At 68.7% G+C, this 14,880-nt stretch carries 13 protein-coding genes; 6 read left to right on the forward strand and 7 right to left on the reverse strand.

The window, feature by feature from the left end:
• Positions 1 to 83 precede the first annotated feature (83 nt).
• Positions 84 to 2,801 (reverse strand): helix-turn-helix transcriptional regulator, encoded by a 2,718-nt coding sequence (locus tag EV653_RS37710; protein ID WP_134110805.1) that lies wholly within the window; start codon positions 2,799 to 2,801, stop codon positions 84 to 86.
• A 159-nt stretch (positions 2,802 to 2,960) separates the two neighbouring features.
• Between EV653_RS37710 and EV653_RS37715 the strand changes: the two genes are divergently transcribed.
• From EV653_RS37715 to EV653_RS37735, 5 genes are read left to right on the forward strand one after another with little or no spacing between them, the layout of a single operon-like run.
• Positions 2,961 to 3,818 (forward strand): DUF427 domain-containing protein, encoded by an 858-nt coding sequence (locus EV653_RS37715; protein ID WP_134110807.1) that lies wholly within the window; start codon positions 2,961 to 2,963, stop codon positions 3,816 to 3,818.
• Complete coding sequence (locus tag EV653_RS37720) at positions 3,815 to 5,455, forward strand: MOSC and FAD-binding oxidoreductase domain-containing protein (RefSeq protein WP_134110809.1); 1,641 nt, start codon at positions 3,815 to 3,817, stop codon at positions 5,453 to 5,455. Before EV653_RS37715 ends, EV653_RS37720 begins: the two co-directional genes overlap by 4 nt.
• Positions 5,455 to 5,877 carry a VOC family protein gene (locus tag EV653_RS37725; protein WP_134110811.1) on the forward strand — a complete coding sequence of 141 codons (423 nt, stop codon included), beginning with the start codon at positions 5,455 to 5,457 and terminating at the stop codon, positions 5,875 to 5,877. The genes EV653_RS37720 and EV653_RS37725 overlap by 1 nt, the downstream gene beginning before the upstream one ends.
• Entirely contained in the window at positions 5,874 to 7,724 is a 1,851-nt protein-coding gene (locus EV653_RS37730; protein WP_134110813.1) for a Na+/H+ antiporter NhaA, read from the forward strand. Before EV653_RS37725 ends, EV653_RS37730 begins: the two co-directional genes overlap by 4 nt.
• Before the next feature lie 29 nt (positions 7,725 to 7,753).
• A complete protein-coding gene (locus EV653_RS37735) occupies positions 7,754 to 8,395 on the forward strand; it encodes a LysE family translocator (RefSeq protein WP_134110815.1) in 642 nt (213 codons plus the stop codon).
• On the opposite strand, the gene EV653_RS37740 is transcribed toward EV653_RS37735, so the two are convergent.
• The 4 genes from EV653_RS37740 to EV653_RS42625 all read right to left on the reverse strand — a co-directional run bounded on the left by EV653_RS37740 (position 8,385) and on the right by EV653_RS42625 (position 12,832).
• Complete coding sequence (locus tag EV653_RS37740; RefSeq protein WP_134110818.1) at positions 8,385 to 9,749, reverse strand: MFS transporter; 1,365 nt, start codon at positions 9,747 to 9,749, stop codon at positions 8,385 to 8,387. The genes EV653_RS37735 and EV653_RS37740 overlap by 11 nt on opposite strands.
• Positions 9,750 to 9,778: 29 nt before the next feature.
• Entirely contained in the window at positions 9,779 to 10,147 is a 369-nt protein-coding gene (locus EV653_RS37745) for a DUF1304 domain-containing protein (RefSeq protein ID WP_134110820.1), read from the reverse strand.
• A gap of 15 nt (positions 10,148 to 10,162) precedes the next feature.
• Entirely contained in the window at positions 10,163 to 11,071 is a 909-nt protein-coding gene (locus EV653_RS37750) for a phosphotriesterase family protein (RefSeq protein WP_134110822.1), read from the reverse strand.
• Between the two features lie 222 nt (positions 11,072 to 11,293).
• A complete protein-coding gene (locus EV653_RS42625; protein WP_370359372.1) occupies positions 11,294 to 12,832 on the reverse strand; it encodes a DEAD/DEAH box helicase in 1,539 nt (512 codons plus the stop codon).
• A 404-nt stretch (positions 12,833 to 13,236) separates the two neighbouring features.
• Between EV653_RS42625 and EV653_RS37760 the strand changes: the two genes are divergently transcribed.
• A complete protein-coding gene (locus EV653_RS37760; RefSeq protein ID WP_134110824.1) occupies positions 13,237 to 13,746 on the forward strand; it encodes a DinB family protein in 510 nt (169 codons plus the stop codon).
• A gap of 78 nt (positions 13,747 to 13,824) precedes the next feature.
• On the opposite strand, the gene EV653_RS37765 is transcribed toward EV653_RS37760, so the two are convergent.
• Both EV653_RS37765 and EV653_RS37770 read right to left on the reverse strand, forming a co-directional pair.
• On the reverse strand, positions 13,825 to 14,493 hold the full coding sequence (locus EV653_RS37765; protein ID WP_134110826.1) for a TetR family transcriptional regulator: 669 nt from the start codon (positions 14,491 to 14,493) through the stop codon (positions 13,825 to 13,827).
• Positions 14,465 to 14,875 carry a thiol-disulfide oxidoreductase DCC family protein gene (locus tag EV653_RS37770; RefSeq protein ID WP_202872007.1) on the reverse strand — a complete coding sequence of 137 codons (411 nt, stop codon included), beginning with the start codon at positions 14,873 to 14,875 and terminating at the stop codon, positions 14,465 to 14,467. The genes EV653_RS37765 and EV653_RS37770 overlap by 29 nt, the downstream gene beginning before the upstream one ends.
• Between the last annotated feature and the right edge of the window lie 5 nt (positions 14,876 to 14,880).

Here is a 14,880-nt window from a genome sequence, read left to right on the forward strand (position 1 = left end):
CCTGCAGCCACCTTCGCTCAAGCCCCACACCGAAACCGTCCCAGCAGCGTAGCGGCACAGGCCCCCGGAACTGCGCAGCGTGACTAGCGTGGCAAGACCTGGTCCAGTTGGCTGCGGCTGGCGATCTCCAGCTTCGAGAAGACCTTGCGGAGGTGGTACTGGACAGTGCGGGCGCTGATGAACAGGCGCGTGGCGATTTCCGGATTGGACAACCCGTCCCGGGCCATTCGGGCTATCTGGGCCTCTTGGGCGGTCAGCTCGGTGCGTGTCGGCACGGCTCTCTTGCGAGCGGTGCCGCCGGCTGCCTGGAGCTCACGGCGGGCACGGTCGGCGAATCCGGCCAGGCCCATCGTCTCGAAGCTGGAGTGTGCCGTGCGGAGGTACTCGCGGGCATCCGTACGCCGCCGTTCCCGCCGCAACCACTCGCCGTACAGCAGTTGCGCACGGGCGAGCTCGACCTTCAATGCGGTCTTCTCCAGGTGGGCGATCGCCTCGCGGTACAGCCCCTCAGCCGTCTCGCCGGCCGTGACCAGCGCGCGGCATCGCGCGGACACTCCGAGCGCCCAGTCCGTCCCGGTCGCGTTGGCCATCTCCTCGACCGTCTGCGCGGCCCGGTGCGCAGTGTCGATCGCGCCGGTACGGACCGCCGCCTCCACCAACTCACTGGGCGAAAGCATCATCGAGCGGTCCTGACCTGCACGATGAGCCGCATCAAACGCGTCCTGGTACCGCCCCAGCCCGTTGGCGAGCACCGCGGCCGCCCAGTCCGCGAACGCGACCCCGATGCCTTCGCCACGTCGCCTTCCGTCCCGCTGCGTCGCCTCGACCAGCGCCAGCGTCTCGGACCGATCCCCACGGAAGGCGGCCAGCGCGAGCCGACCGTACGGCGCGAGCTTGCCACCGGTCACCTCGTTCGCCGCCTCCACCTCGTCAGTCAGAGTGGCGGCCGTCTGCAGGTCGCCGGCGAACACCGACACATAGGCCAGCGACGTAAGAGCCAACGCGACATCACTGAGTACTCCGGTCTGCCGCACGAGCTCCACGTGCCGCTGGGACAACTGCGCCCACCGCTCTGCGTCCCACAATCGCAGCGCCGTCGTGGTGGCCATCCACAGCAGCTGCAGCTCCTCCTCGACAGACAGACCAGGGCCGAAGCCGGCCAGCGCCTTATGCAATGTCGGAGCACCCGACGCGTACCCGTCCCGGTAATAGAGCGCAGAACCCTCCAGCAGCAGGTCCACAGAGCGCGCGACGTCGGGCTGGGGAGCAGCGACGGCCAGCTGCGCGACAGCGAGCACATCGCCGTCCGGTGTGGCCAGGTGCCCGGCAAAGATCGCCGCCGACAACGCATCCAGGTACGTCGTACGTGCCAGCAGCACATCGACCTTTTCGAGCCGCCTGGCAGCCTTCAGCATCAGCTGCGGCGCGTCGTTCCCTCTGTTGGTCAGGAACGCGAGCCGTGCGTGTACGAGGTCCGCCCGGGCCCGCTGGAGCTCGCTGAGCTGCTCCCCCTCGGCCATGGCAAGCAGCTCGGCCGCCGAGTCGAACGCGCCGGTCTGCAGCTCGGCCTGTGCGGCTGCCAGTGCCCGCGCGGCTCGCTTGACCGGGTCGATCGTCAGCGCGGCGGACCGCTGCAGGAACGCAGCTGTTGCCGCAAACCCGCTCCGGGCCTGTGCCCGCCCGGCCGACCGCTCCAGCTCCTCCGCAATCTCCTCGTCCGGCCCGGCCGCGCCCTGCGCCCGGTGCCACGCGCGCCGATCCGGGTCGGACGCGGCGTCGGTCTCAGCGGCCAGCGCCTGATGGACCTCGCGCTGCTCGGCTGCCGACGCGGAGCAGTACGCCGCGGATCGCACCAGCGGGTGCCGGAACCGGATCCGGTTCGCGAACTCCGCCAGCCCCGCATCGGCCGCCGGAGTGGCAGCCTGCGGATCGATCCCGAGCCGTACGGCGGCCCGTCGTACCAAAGCGTCGTCGCCGGAGGGCTCAGCCGCCGCAAGCAGGAGCAGGCGCCGGGTCTCGGGCGGCATCGCGGTCACTCGCTGGATGAAGCTTTCCTCGATACCGGTCACGCTGGGCAGCCCGAAGCCGCCGGCCAACTGCGCCGGGGTCAACCCACGCGGCAATTCGAGCAACGCCAGCGGGTTTCCGTGCGCCTCAGCGACCAGTTGGTCGCGGACCTGCGCATCGATCGGCGCGGTCAGTACGGCGTCCAGCAGCGAACGCGCGTCGGCATCACGCAGGCCACCGATCTGGTACTCCGGCAATCCGGTGAGAATCTGTCCGACCTCACGGGTGGCGAAGACGAGGCCAAGGGACTCAGCGCCCAGCCGACGAGCCACGAACGACAGGATCTGCGCAGAACACCGGTCCAGCCACTGCTGATCGTCGACGAGGCACAGCAGCGGCTGGTCGACCGCAGCCTCCGCCAGCAGGCTCAGAACGCCCAGACCGATCAGGAACATGTCCGGGGGCGGCCCGGCACTGATACCGAACACAGTCCGCAACGCCTCGGCTTGCGGCGTGGGCAACCGGTCGAGCAGGTCGAACGCAGGCGCACACACCTGGTGGAGTGCGGCGAAAGCCAACTCCATCTCCGACTGCACACCAGACACCCGTACTACCTGCCCGCGGTGCGCCCGAGCCGCCAGGTAGTCCATCAGTGCCGACTTGCCGACCCCAGCTTCGCCGGACAGCACCAGCGCCCGGCTCTGCCCCGAGCACACCGCACTGATGAGCTGATCGAGCGCATCGCATTCCGTGTCGCGCCCAGTCAGCTCAGCAGAGCGATGGAGAGGAAGCACAGCCTCAAGGTATCCCGCGCTTGCCGGCGTCGCCGAGTGGCTAGCCAGTGGCGGATGCGAACCGATTCATGCCTGTCGCACCCTCTATCGGTGCGACGAGCAGCCCTCAGAGCCGTTCGTGTTCCGTAAGCGTTCTGGTGATCTGAACGGAGATGCGTGATGGGACTGGCTTGGCAACAAGGTCCATTGGGGACCGGAGCGATCGGACGGTTCTTGGTACCGGTCGAGCTGCCGGAGCGGATGCTGTACGCCGAGCCGGCGCGGCGGCGGATGCGTGTCCGTTTCGGCGACAACTGGATCGCCGACAGCGAGGACGTCGTACTGCTGCACGAGCCGGCGCGGTACCCGGTGGCGTATTTCCCGGTCGAGGATGTGGTGGCCGACGTACTCAAGTCGGAGGACCGGACCACGCAGCACAAGGACCTCGGTGCGACCGCTTGGTACACGGTGACTGCCGGTGACACGAGCAGGCCGCGTTCGGCCTGGCAGCACGTGGAGCTGCCGGACTACGCAAGCGAACTGAACGGACGGGTCGCCTTCGCGTGGCGGGCGATGGACGCCTTCTACGAGGAGGACGAGCGGATCGTCGGCCACGCGGCCGACGCGTACCACCGGATCGACATCCGCCAGACCAGCCGGCACCTGATCGTCCGCGACGGCGACAAGCTCATCGCCGACTCGTCGCGTCCGCTGGTGCTCTTCGAGTCGGGCTTCGCACCGCGCTGGTACGTGCCGCGGGAAGACGTCACCGACGGTGCCCTCACACCGGTCGAAGGCCAGACCTTCTGTCCCTACAAGGGCCTGTGCAGCTACTACGACATCGGTACGGCGGCACGCGCCGCGTGGTCGTACGAGGACGCGTGGACCGAAGTGCGCCGGATCTCAGGGTTCGTGTCGTTCGAACCGGACAAGGTCGAGGTGGAGCTGGACGGGAAGCGGATGCGGCAGGAGCCTGGTCAGGGTGTGGTCTCGCATGGTGTCGATCGCGACCTGACCGTGGAGGAACTGTCCGGATGAGCGCAGCCAATGTTTTGTCGGTCAACGTCGGAATGCCGAAGAACGTCGAATGGAACGGCAAGACCGTCTTCACCGGAGTCTGGAAGCAGTCGGTCGACGGGCCGGTGATGGTCCGGCGGCTGAACCTGGACGGCGACGGGCAGGGCGACAAGGCCGGCCACGGCGGCGAGCAGCGGGCCGTGATGGTCTACCAGATCGATTCGTACCGTCACTGGGAGAAGCATTTCGGGCGGGACGACTTCGTGTACGGGCAATTCGGCGAGAACCTGACCATCGACGGGCTGCCTGACGACGAGGTGTGCATCGGCGACCGGTACCGGATCGGCGGCGCCGAACTGGAGGTCACGCAACCGCGGGTGACGTGCTACCGGGTCGGACTGCGGATGGGCGAACCCGAGCTGCCCGCGCTGCTCGTCAGCCATCACCGGCCAGGGTTTTACTGCCGCGTGATCACCGAAGGACCGGTGCAGGCCGGCGACCCGATCGTCAAGGTCTCTACCGGTCCCGGTGCGCTGAGCGTGGCTGACACGGACGCACTGCTCTATCTGCCGCACCGGGATCGGGCCAAGCTGCAGGTCGCCGTACAGATCCCTGCGTTGAGTCCTGGGTGGCTGGGGTCCTTCCAGGACCTGCTGGCCGCGGACGACAAGCCGAAGCCGGCGTGGGACGGCTTTCGCAAGCTACGGGTGACGGAAGTGGTTCCGGAGAGCACCAACGTGTACTCCGTGCGCCTCGCCACCATCGACGGCAGCGACCTACCTCCTGCTCGCCCCGGCCAGTACCTGACCTTCCGCCTGCCGGACGCCGTGCGCAGCTACTCGCTGTCCTCAACGACCGACTACCGCGTCAGCATCAAGCGGGAGCCGCACGGGGTTGGCAGCGGCTACATGACCCGGCTGGCTGCTGGAGCGGTCCTCGACGTCGCCGCACCTCGTGGTGACTTCCTCCTGCAGGACGGCACTACGCCGGTCGTGCTGCTCTCGGCCGGTATCGGGCTGACTCCCGTTCTGGCGATGCTGCACGCGCTGGCCGGTAGCTCTCGCGAGGTGTGGTGGATCCACACCGCCCGTGGACCCTCCGAGCACCCGCTCGCCTCCGAGGCGCACGAACTGCTCGCCCAGATGCCCAATGGCCACGAGCGCATCTACTACAGCTCGGTCGACGGTCGGCTCACCGAAGCGAAGCTGGCCGAGCTGGCGCTACCGTCCGACGCAACGGCGTACATCTGCGGACCTGCGGCCTTCATGACCGACATGCAGGCCGCACTGGCCGCAATCGGGGTCACTCAGGTCCACACCGAGCTGTTCGGTGCGCTGGCTGCGATCAACCCCGGCCTGGTCGACCAGACCGCCCGCACGCCGCATCAGCCGGACGGACCGCCCGGAAACGGACCGCAAGTGACTTTCTCCCGCAGTGGCATCTCTACAGCGATGCGGGAAGGCAGTCTGCTCGAGCTGGCGGAGGCATGCGATGTTCCGACCCGCTGGAGCTGCCGGACCGGGGTGTGTCAGACCTGTGTCACTCCACTGCTCTCAGGAGAGGTCACCTACTCTCCGACTCCACTCGAACCCCCGCCGGACGGTCAGACGCTGCTTTGCTGCACCCGCCCGACGACCGATCTCGTTCTGGACATGTGATGGATTACCGAATCGAAGTTGTCACTCTGCCGGTCAGCGACGTCGACGCGTCGCTCGCCTTCTACCGATCGCTCGGCTTCAGCGTCGACGTCGACTATCACCCGCGCGACGGCTTCCGCGTCGTCCAGGTGACCCCACCCGGCTCGGCCTGCTCGATCCAGTTCGGCGAAGGGCTGACCGACGCGGCGCCGGGCTCCGCGCGGACCAACTATCTCGTCGTCGACGACCTCGAGGCTGCCCATCGGGAACTGGTTGCCAACGGCATCAAGGTCGGCGACGTCCAGCACAAGGAGCCGATCGACACCTGGGCGGGCGAACTCGCTCCCGGCCTGGACCCGGAGCGCCGGCCGTACGCGAGCATGGCCGAGCTCAGCGACCCGGACGGCAACACCTGGACGCTGCAGGAGATCAGCAACAGATGACCGAGCTCGACCCCAGCGGGATGTCGCGGACGAGTGCCGCGACCAGTCCGCTGCGCGCATTCCTGCGCACCGAAGCGGCCAGTGCGGCCGTTCTGGTCGCCGCGATCGTGATCGCACTCATCTGGGCCAACCTCAGCGGCACCGGGTACGAGAGCTTCTGGACGACCGAGCTGCCGATCCGGATCGGACCGTTGTCCGCGAACCTCGACCTCCGGACCTGGGTGAACAGCGGCCTGATGACGCTGTTCTTCCTGGTCGTCGGACTCGAGGCACGCCGCGAGTTCGACCTCGGTGAGCTACGTGAACGCCGCCGCCTGGTCCTCCCACTCGCTGCCGGTCTGGCAGGGATGGTCGTACCGGTGCTGATCTACCTGGCGTTCAACCACTCCGGTGACGGGCTGCACGGCTGGGGCGCTGCGATGTCGACCGACACCGCACTGGCCCTCGGTGTGCTCGCGGTGGCCGGCAAGCAGGTACCGGACCGGATCAGAACCTTCCTGCTGACCGTGTTCGTCGTCGACGACGTGGTGTCGCTCGTGGTGATCGCCGTCGCGTACACGAGCGAGGTGCATGTCGTCGGCTTGCTGGTCGCGATCGCGGCGTACGGCGGACTGCTGGCGACCAGGCGGGTGCCGTACCGGCAGCGGCGGGTCCTCTTTGCCGCACTCGCCGTCGTGCTGTGGTGCGCGCTGCTGGCCAGTGGGATCGACCCAGTGGTCACAGGTCTGGCGGTCGGGCTGGCCACCTCGGCGTACCTGCCACGGCGGGATGCACTTGAGCAGGCGACCACCCTGGTCCGGCTGTTCCGCGAGCAGCCGACGCCGGAGCTGGTACGCGAGGCGACCACCGGGCTGACCGCGACGTTGTCGGCCAACGCTCGGTTGCAGCACACCTACCACAGCGCGACCAGCTATGTCATCGTGCCGCTGTTCGCGCTGGCGAACGCGGGCATTTCACTCCGGCCGAGTCTGCTGTCGGACGCGCTGACGGCACCTGTGGCTGTCGGTCTGTTCGTTGCGTTCGTGGTGGGCAAGCCGGTTGCTGTCGCCGGTACGTCGTGGGCACTCATGAAGACCACGCACGGCTCGGTGCGGCCGTCCGTCGGCTGGGCGGGCGTTGTCGGGAGTGGACTGATCGCCGGAGTGCCGTTCACGGTGTCACTGCTGATCGCCGACCTTGCTTTCACTGGTACGGCGCTGCAGGAAGCGAAGATCGGCGTACTCGCGGGCGCTGTCGCCGCTTCTGTCATCACGCTGGGCTTCTACCGCCTGATGGCCGGCCACACGCGGGCGTTGCTGGGCACCGGTCGCCAGTTGGTCGACCTGGCGACTCCGGTGGACCCTAGCCGCGACCATCTGCGCGGTCCGGCGGATGCGGTCGTCACAGTGGTCGAGTACGGCGACTTCGAGTGCCCGTGGACCCAGATGGCCGCGCCCACGGCCCGCGAACTGCTCGCGAGGAACAGCGACATCCGCTACGTCTGGCGCCACCTGCCGCTGCATGACGTGCACCCGCATGCTCAATTGGCCGCGGAGGCAGCCGAGTCCGCTGGGCGGCAGGGCAAGTTCTGGCCCATGCACGACCTGCTCCTGGCCAATCAGGAGAACCTCGAGCTGGAACACATCCTGAAGTACGCGGCGGAACTTCAGCTCGACCTGAAGCGCTTCCGCACCGACCTGACCTCCCACGACTTCGCCACCCGAATTGCCCAAGACATCGACTCGGCCGACCGCAGCGGCGTAGCCGGCACCCCCACGTTCTTCATCAACAACCACCGCCACGACGGCCCTCAAGACCTTGGCTCGCTTACGGAGGCCATTCGCCAGTCCGTGGCCACCGCCAGCTGAGCGGCACTCGTCTCACCTATTCTGGGTGGATGCCGTCCGCTCATCATCTGCTTGCGTTTGCGATCACTGCGTTCATCATCATCGTGGTTCCGGGGCCGAGCGTGTTGTTCATCGTGGGCCGTGCGCTCGCGGTCGGGCGGCGCGAAGCGGTCTTGACGATGGTGGGGAACACGCTCGGCGCTGCCGTCATGCTGGTCCTGATCGCGCTCGGTCTGGGTACGTTGATCGCGGCCAGTGCGATCGCGTTGACCGTGGTCAAGCTCGGCGGAGCGGCGTACCTGATCTATCTGGGCGTACAGGCCTTCCGATCGCGGAAGTCGCTGGCGGAGGCGCTTGCCAGCGGGGTGAAGCCGGGCAGCAGCCGCAAGACCGTTCGCCAAGGCTTCCTCGTCGGCGTGACCAACGCCAAGACCGCGGTGTTCTTCGCGGCCGTCCTCCCGCAGTTCGTGGACAAGGGTGCGAGCAGCCCGGCCTGGGGACAGATCCTCGTCCTCGGGCTGATCTTCATCCTGATCGCGCTCTGCTCGGACAGTGTCTGGGCAGTCGTGGCCGGTACGGCGCGCGAGTGGTTCGCCCGCTCACCGCGCCGGCTCGAGCTGGTCGGCGGCACCGGCGGCCTGATGATCATCGGCCTCGGCGCCAGCATCGCAGTGACCGGTTCTAAGGAGTAGTACGCCGACCCGCCTGTACGCCGAGCAACGCGAGCAGTGCCGGGAACCCGAACGCCACGACGTACGCGGTGATGTCGGAATGCGGTTCGATTGCCGCGAACAACGACCCGCCGATCGCCAGTACAGTTGCCGTTGACAACGAGTCGCTCAGCTGCGCCGCGGAACTGTTCGCGCCCTGCTCGTCCCGCTCCGAGTACTCCAGGGTCAGCACCGACAGCGTCGGGAACACCGTCCCCATCCCGAGTCCGGTCAGACTCCAACCGAGAATCCCGACGAGCACCGGGACCTGCGGGTTGAGCGTCAACGTCGCGGTCACGATCCCCAGCACGATCAGCACCATGCCGCCCTGCAGGAAGACCGAGTGCGAGAACGGCTGATTCGGCCGCCCGCGGTACCAGGACGCCGCCGACCAACTCAGCGCGCTCACCGTCAGCACCAGCCCCGCCAGCGCCGGCGACAACCCGCGCTCCCGGGTGAGCATGAGCGGCAGGAAGACCTCCGCACCGAACCCGGATGCCGCGACCAGCCCACGCAACGCGACCACCGACGGCAGTCCACGCCCGAACGCGAACGTCCCGGACGGCAACAACCGCGGCCCGAACGCGATCACGCCGCCCAGCCCGACCACCAGCAGAACCACCTGCAGTACGCCGCGCTGCTGCCCGCCGTAGTGCAGCAGCCCGACCCCAACCGCTGCCGCGATCGCCCACATCGCCCGCTTGTCCCACAGCTTTCCCGGACGTACTTCGTGCTCGCCCGCCCGCGCCAGTCCGGGCCGCATCACCAGAGCAGCCGGCACCGCAAGCGCCGGTACGGCGAGGAACACGAACCGCCAACTGGTGTGTTCGACGATCACTCCCGCGATCGCTGGACCGACCAACGACGGGACGACCCAAGCGGTCGCGAACGCGGCGAAGATCTTCGGGCGCAGCCGGGCCGGATACAGCTGCCCGACGACGACATACAGCGCGACCGTGAGCAGACCCGAGCCGTACCCCTGGATGATCCGGCCGACGACCAGGACCTCCATCGTCGGCGCGAACCCGGCGATCAGCAGCCCGCCCAGGAACCACGCCGTACCGTGCCAGAGCGGGCGAGCCGGGCCCTTCAGGTCACTCCAGGTGCCGGAGACAACCATCGCGACCACACCCGACGCGAGCGGTCCGCCGAACGCAAGCGCGTACAGACGAAGACCGTCGAGCGCCTGCGCGACCGTCGGCATCGCCGTCGCGACGGCCAGTGACTCGAACGCGACCAGGGTGATCAGGGCAACCATCCCGATCGTCAGTGCGCGGTACTGCGGGGAGAGGACGCCGCCGGTGTCGGTGCTGGTCGGCTCGGCAAGGGTGGTCATGCCGAGAAGATTCGGTCCTCAAGTGCACTTTAAGTCAAGGCTGCGAGCACCAACGCGAGGATCGGCGGCACAGCCTGCGTGGCCGCGGCGCGAACCATCCGGCGATCGGAGGCGACCAGTACGACGCCCGCACCGGCCATGCACGCACACGCGAACAGCGCGATGGCATGCCCCTTGTCGCCACCCCAGATCAGCCCGCCAAGCGCGCCGATCGCCAGGAACAGGTTGTAGAAGCCCTGGTTGAACGCCCACGGCCGCGCGGCCGCCATCTCGGTGTCGTCCTTGACCAGGAACCGCCGATAGGTGCTCGGCTTGCGGAACAGCAGGCTCTCCAGCGCAAACACGACGACATGGAACACGCCGGCAATCACCACGAAGACCTGCGCGATCAAACTCATGCCCGGAAGGTACCCCTACGCCCGCCAGTCCGTCGTGAAGGCACGCGCTGGGTTGGTCCGGAACACGGCGTCCGCGACGTCGGCACCGAAGTACCGCGTGATCCGCGGCCGCAGGTGCGTCAGCAGGTACGGCATGCCAGGGCCCTCGCCGGTGGAGGCCCGTGCGCGAGCGGTCGTCGTGTCGCCGCCGAGCAGCAGGCGGTCGGCGTACCCGGCGTCGATCAGCGCGGCCAGGCAATCCATCAGCCGCGGATCGGTGGCGTTGTTGGCCCGCGACGGCCCGTCGAACGCCAGCCACGCGCCCCGCCGCGCCAACTCGACGTGCACGCGATGATCCGGAAAGCGGTTGAGGTGCCCGAGGATGACCGCGCCCGGATGCACGTCGAGCTCGTCGACCAGCAGATCGAGTACTGCGTCCGCCGCGGAGCCCAGCTCGTGATGGATGGCGATCGGCGCGTTCGTCGCGTGATGCGCCTCCGCCGCCGCCCGCATCACCAGCTCGGCGTGGGCGTCGAGGACGTGGAAACCGCCGGCCACCTTGATGAGACCGGCCCGCACCTGAGTATCGCCGATGCCCGCGGTCAGCTCGCGGACGAAGATCTCGGCCAGCTGGTCCTGCACCTTGTCGACGAATCCGTCGAGGTAGTGCTCGCGCCGATGCAGACCAGTCGCCGTGACGATCGAAACCCCTGTGCTGGTTGAGATCCCAGCCAGCAACTCGGCGCGCCGATTCAACCCGTACGGCGTCCATTGCACGATCGACTGACCACCTGCATCCGCGAACGCGCGTACCTCAGCCACCGCGGCCGCCTCGTCGTCCAGCTCCTGACCGGGCAAGGCCGCCGAGCGGAAGAACAGATGGTCGTGCGAGTCGGTGATGCCGAGCGCGTCGGGCCGCAGGTCCCCCAGAACAGTACGAATCACACCACCAACGTAGCGTTCCGAACGCGCCGAGACCCCGCCGGCCCGACGGGGTCTCAACGACTGATCAGCGCTCGGCTCAGGCGGCTCGACTGCCTGAGCCTCGGCCAGTCAGCGGGTGAGCGGGAAGCGGCTCAGGCGGCTCGCTTGCCGGAGCCTGGCTCAGGCGTGGGCCGCCTGAGCCTCGCCAGGTGAGCGGGAGGCGGCTTGCTGCCGGAGCCTGGCTCAGGCGGCTTGCTTGCCTGGGCCGCGGCGGCGTCGGCCGCGGCCGGTCGAGCGGCGGTCGGAACCAGTCGAACCCGGCGCCGAGCCGGCCGAGCGACCCGCGGAACCGGCCGCGCCGCGCGCCGAACCACCAGCGCCGCCCGTCCGACCCACAGATCCGCCTGAACTCGCCCCTCGGCCGACCGAGCTGGCCGTGCGTCCGGCTGAGCTGGCCGTGCGGCCCGAGCCGGCGGTGCGGTTTGTCGATCCGGCGGTGCGGTTTGTCGATCCGGCGGAACGTCGGCGCGAGCCCGATCGGCCGCCTCCGCCGCGTGGCGCGGAGGTCTCGACGGCCGGCCTCGCCGGCGGCTCGACGTACGTGCGCTCGCCGGGGGCCAGCTCCGACAGCAGCGGGTCGCCGGTCGTGAGCTTGGTGACCGTCGCGGCGATGCCGGCCTTGCGGGTCAGATCGCGCACGTCGCGGACCTGCTCGTCGGTCATCAGCGTGACCACGGTGCCCTCGGCGCCGGCGCGCGCCGTACGGCCGGAGCGGTGCAGGTACGCCTTGTGCTCGATCGGCGGGTCGGCGTGGATCACCAGCGTCACCCCGTCGACATGGATGCCGCGGGCCGCGATGTCGGTGGCGACGAGCGTCTTCGCAGTACCGTCCGAGAAGGCCTCGAGGTTGCGGGTCCGGGCGCCCTGGGACAGGTTCCCGTGCAGCTCGACGGCCGGGACGCCCTGGGCGATCAGCTTCTTGGTCAGTGACTTGGCGCCGTACTTCGTCCGCGTGAACACCAGCGAACGCCCCGGCGCAGCCGTCAGGTCGACCAGCACCGGGAGCCGGGTGTCGGGCTGGACGTGCAGCACGTGGTGGGTCATCTTGGCGACCGGCGAGCGCGCCGAGTCGACGCTGTGCGTGACCGGGTTGCTCATGAAGCGTCGGACGAGAACGTCGACGCCGGCGTCCAGCGTCGCCGAGAACAGCAGCCGCTGAGCCGTGGCCGGTGTGGCCTCGAGAATCCGGCGTACGGCGGGAAGGAAGCCGAGGTCAGCCATGTGGTCGGCCTCGTCGAGCACGGTGATCTCCACCGCGCCGAGCTTCGCGTGACCAGCCTGGATGTGGTCCTCGAGCCGGCCCGGGCAGGCGACGACGATGTCGGCGCCCTTGCGCAGGCCGTTGATCTGCGGGCCGTGTCCGACACCGCCGAAGATCGTCATCGACCGCAGGCCGAGCGTGTCCGCGAGCGGCGTGATCGACGCCTGGATCTGCGTGGCGAGCTCGCGGGTCGGCGCGAGGATCAGAGCGCGCGGCTGGTTGGGCCGGCGCTTCGTCCCGCTCGCGGCGAGACGTGCGAGGACCGGCAGTACGAACGCGTAGGTCTTGCCGGACCCGGTCCGGCCGCGACCGAGAACGTCCTTGCCGGCCAGCGAATCCGGCAACGTCGCCGCCTGGATCGGGAACGGCTTGGTGACACCGGACGCGTCCAGCGCGGCCACGAGCGGAGCCGGCACGCCGAGCTCTGCGAACGTGCGGTTGTCGGGGGCAATCTCCGGCACACGGTTGTCAGGAGCAACAGTCTCGTTGTCTTCAGCAACTACAGGCTGTGCGGCCGGCTGGTTGCTGCGCGCGGCATCCGAACGGCGCCGGCGCCGCGGTCGCGTGGACGCGGCAGGGCCTTGCGGGGTTGCGCTCGCGGTGCGGCGCGGGGAGGTGGATTGCGTGGACGTGGTTGTAGACGTGGGGCGGCGGGCCGCCATAGAAGTACTCCAAAAGTCGGGGGTCGTCCTGCCCGGCGCGGCCTGGTGGGCCGCGGCGCGTGGTGGTCGACTGCTGGCGCACAGTAGTTGCGCTCACCGGCCCGAGGCAGAACTGGGCGGGCCGTCGTTACTAGTCTACGGCATCGATGGCCGACACCCGGCGGATATTCACAGGACCCTCGTCACACGGTTAGGTTCTGCACGTGACGACTGAGTTCCGGGTGGACCCACCCACGGCCGCCGACGAGCGCACACTCCTGCAGGGATTCCTCGACTTCCACCGCGGCACTCTGCTGTGGAAAGTGTCCGGGCTGACCGGTGAGCAGCTGGTCCAGCGCACCGTCGATCCGTCCAGCATGTCGCTGATCGGGCTGGTCAGACACCTGAGCGAGGTCGAGAAGTACTGGTTCCACCGGGCGCTCGCCGGCCACGACTCACCCCCGAAGTACTGGACCGCCGAACACCCCGACGGCGACTTCGACCTGGTCGACCCCGCACAGGCCGAGCAGGACGTCGAGGACTTCCGCGAAATCGTGAGGACCTCGGACTCGCTGGCCGCGGGTTACTCGCTCGACGACACCTTCACCCGCCCGAGGTACGACGAGCCGTACTCCGTCCGCTACCTCTACATCCACATGATCGAGGAATACTCCCGCCACAACGGCCACGCCGACCTCCTCCGCGAACGCCTCGACGGAACCACCGGCGAGTAACGGGAGTTTGCCTGCGCGAAGTGGGTGCGCTGAGGAGCGCAGCGACGAGAGGCGGGCGGGAGCACGCGGGGGATTCTTCTACGGCTTGATTGAGTGGATGAGGCCCAGGAGGTCGGTTACTACGCCGCGGACGCCTGGGATGCGTGTTAGGCGGAGGAGGCGGTCGACCAGGGGAACGGCTCGGTCGATCAGGGCGCGGGTGCGGCGGACGTCGTCGCTGGAGTCGTGGACCCAGAACAGGACGACGCCCATCTGCAGCAGCCACAGCAACTCCGGCAGTTCGGCTCGCAGGTCCGCCGGCACCTTCAGGTCCGAGCCCTCCACCACCTGGCGGAAGATGTCCACAGCCGCATCGCGCGCCGGCCGCGACTCCTCGCTGAACGGAGACAGCGGGCTCTTGGGATCCGCCGCCGTCTTGAAGAACGTGCCTGCGAACTCGTGGTACGGCGCCGCCACCTCCAGCCACGTCCGCAGTACACCGGTCATCCGCGGCACGAACGCCTTCTCAGCGGCGAGAAGCTCCTCGACAGCTGCGCGGTGCTGGTCCTGGAGCAGGTCGTAGTACGCCTGCATCAGGTGGTCCTTGGAGCCGTAGTAGTAGTACGCATTGCCCACCGAGACCCCGGCCTCGGCGGCGATCGCACGCATCGTGGTCTTCCCGTACCCCTGCTCCCGGAACAGCCGTAGCGCGGTCGACAGGATCAGCTCGCGCGTCTGCTCACCCTTCGCGGTCGCACCGTCCGTCACATCCGTCAGCGTAGTCACCTCCGCTCAACCGCCGCAGTCCTGCGGCTGCTTGCACCATCGCCCGCGCCACCGGTCGCATCGCCGGGCTCGCCAGTCGTACGGCGGTGTGCCTGTGCTCCCCCGTTGCCCACAGGCACACGATCCAGGCGCGATCGCCGACGTACACGGACCCGTCGTCGGCGATCACCGTCACCTCGCGCAACGTCGCTTCGTGATCCAGCGTCGGGTACTGCGCCCGCGCATCCGCCGACCCCGCCGCGACGAACCGCAGGCGCACCACGCCGCCCTCTCCGTTCGACGCCGGCCGCTGGGCCGCCAGCCAGTCCTTGAACCGGCGGCACAGTCCGCAGTGGGCGTCGTACAGCACCGTCAACTCACGCACGATTC

Source organism: Kribbella pratensis (assembly GCF_004365355.1).
Classification (GTDB): domain Bacteria; phylum Actinomycetota; class Actinomycetes; order Propionibacteriales; family Kribbellaceae; genus Kribbella.

Coding starts and splice junctions, on each gene's coding strand:
- EV653_RS37730 (WP_134110813.1), top strand. CDS start 5,874: ATGACCGAGCTCGACCCCAGCGGGATGTCGCGGACGAGTGCCGCGACC.
- EV653_RS37715 (WP_134110807.1), top strand. CDS start 2,961: ATGGGACTGGCTTGGCAACAAGGTCCATTGGGGACCGGAGCGATCGGA.
- EV653_RS37720 (WP_134110809.1), top strand. CDS start 3,815: ATGAGCGCAGCCAATGTTTTGTCGGTCAACGTCGGAATGCCGAAGAAC.
- EV653_RS37740 (WP_134110818.1), bottom strand. CDS start 9,749: ATGACCACCCTTGCCGAGCCGACCAGCACCGACACCGGCGGCGTCCTC.
- EV653_RS37725 (WP_134110811.1), top strand. CDS start 5,455: ATGGATTACCGAATCGAAGTTGTCACTCTGCCGGTCAGCGACGTCGAC.
- EV653_RS37735 (WP_134110815.1), top strand. CDS start 7,754: ATGCCGTCCGCTCATCATCTGCTTGCGTTTGCGATCACTGCGTTCATC.
- EV653_RS37745 (WP_134110820.1), bottom strand. CDS start 10,147: ATGAGTTTGATCGCGCAGGTCTTCGTGGTGATTGCCGGCGTGTTCCAT.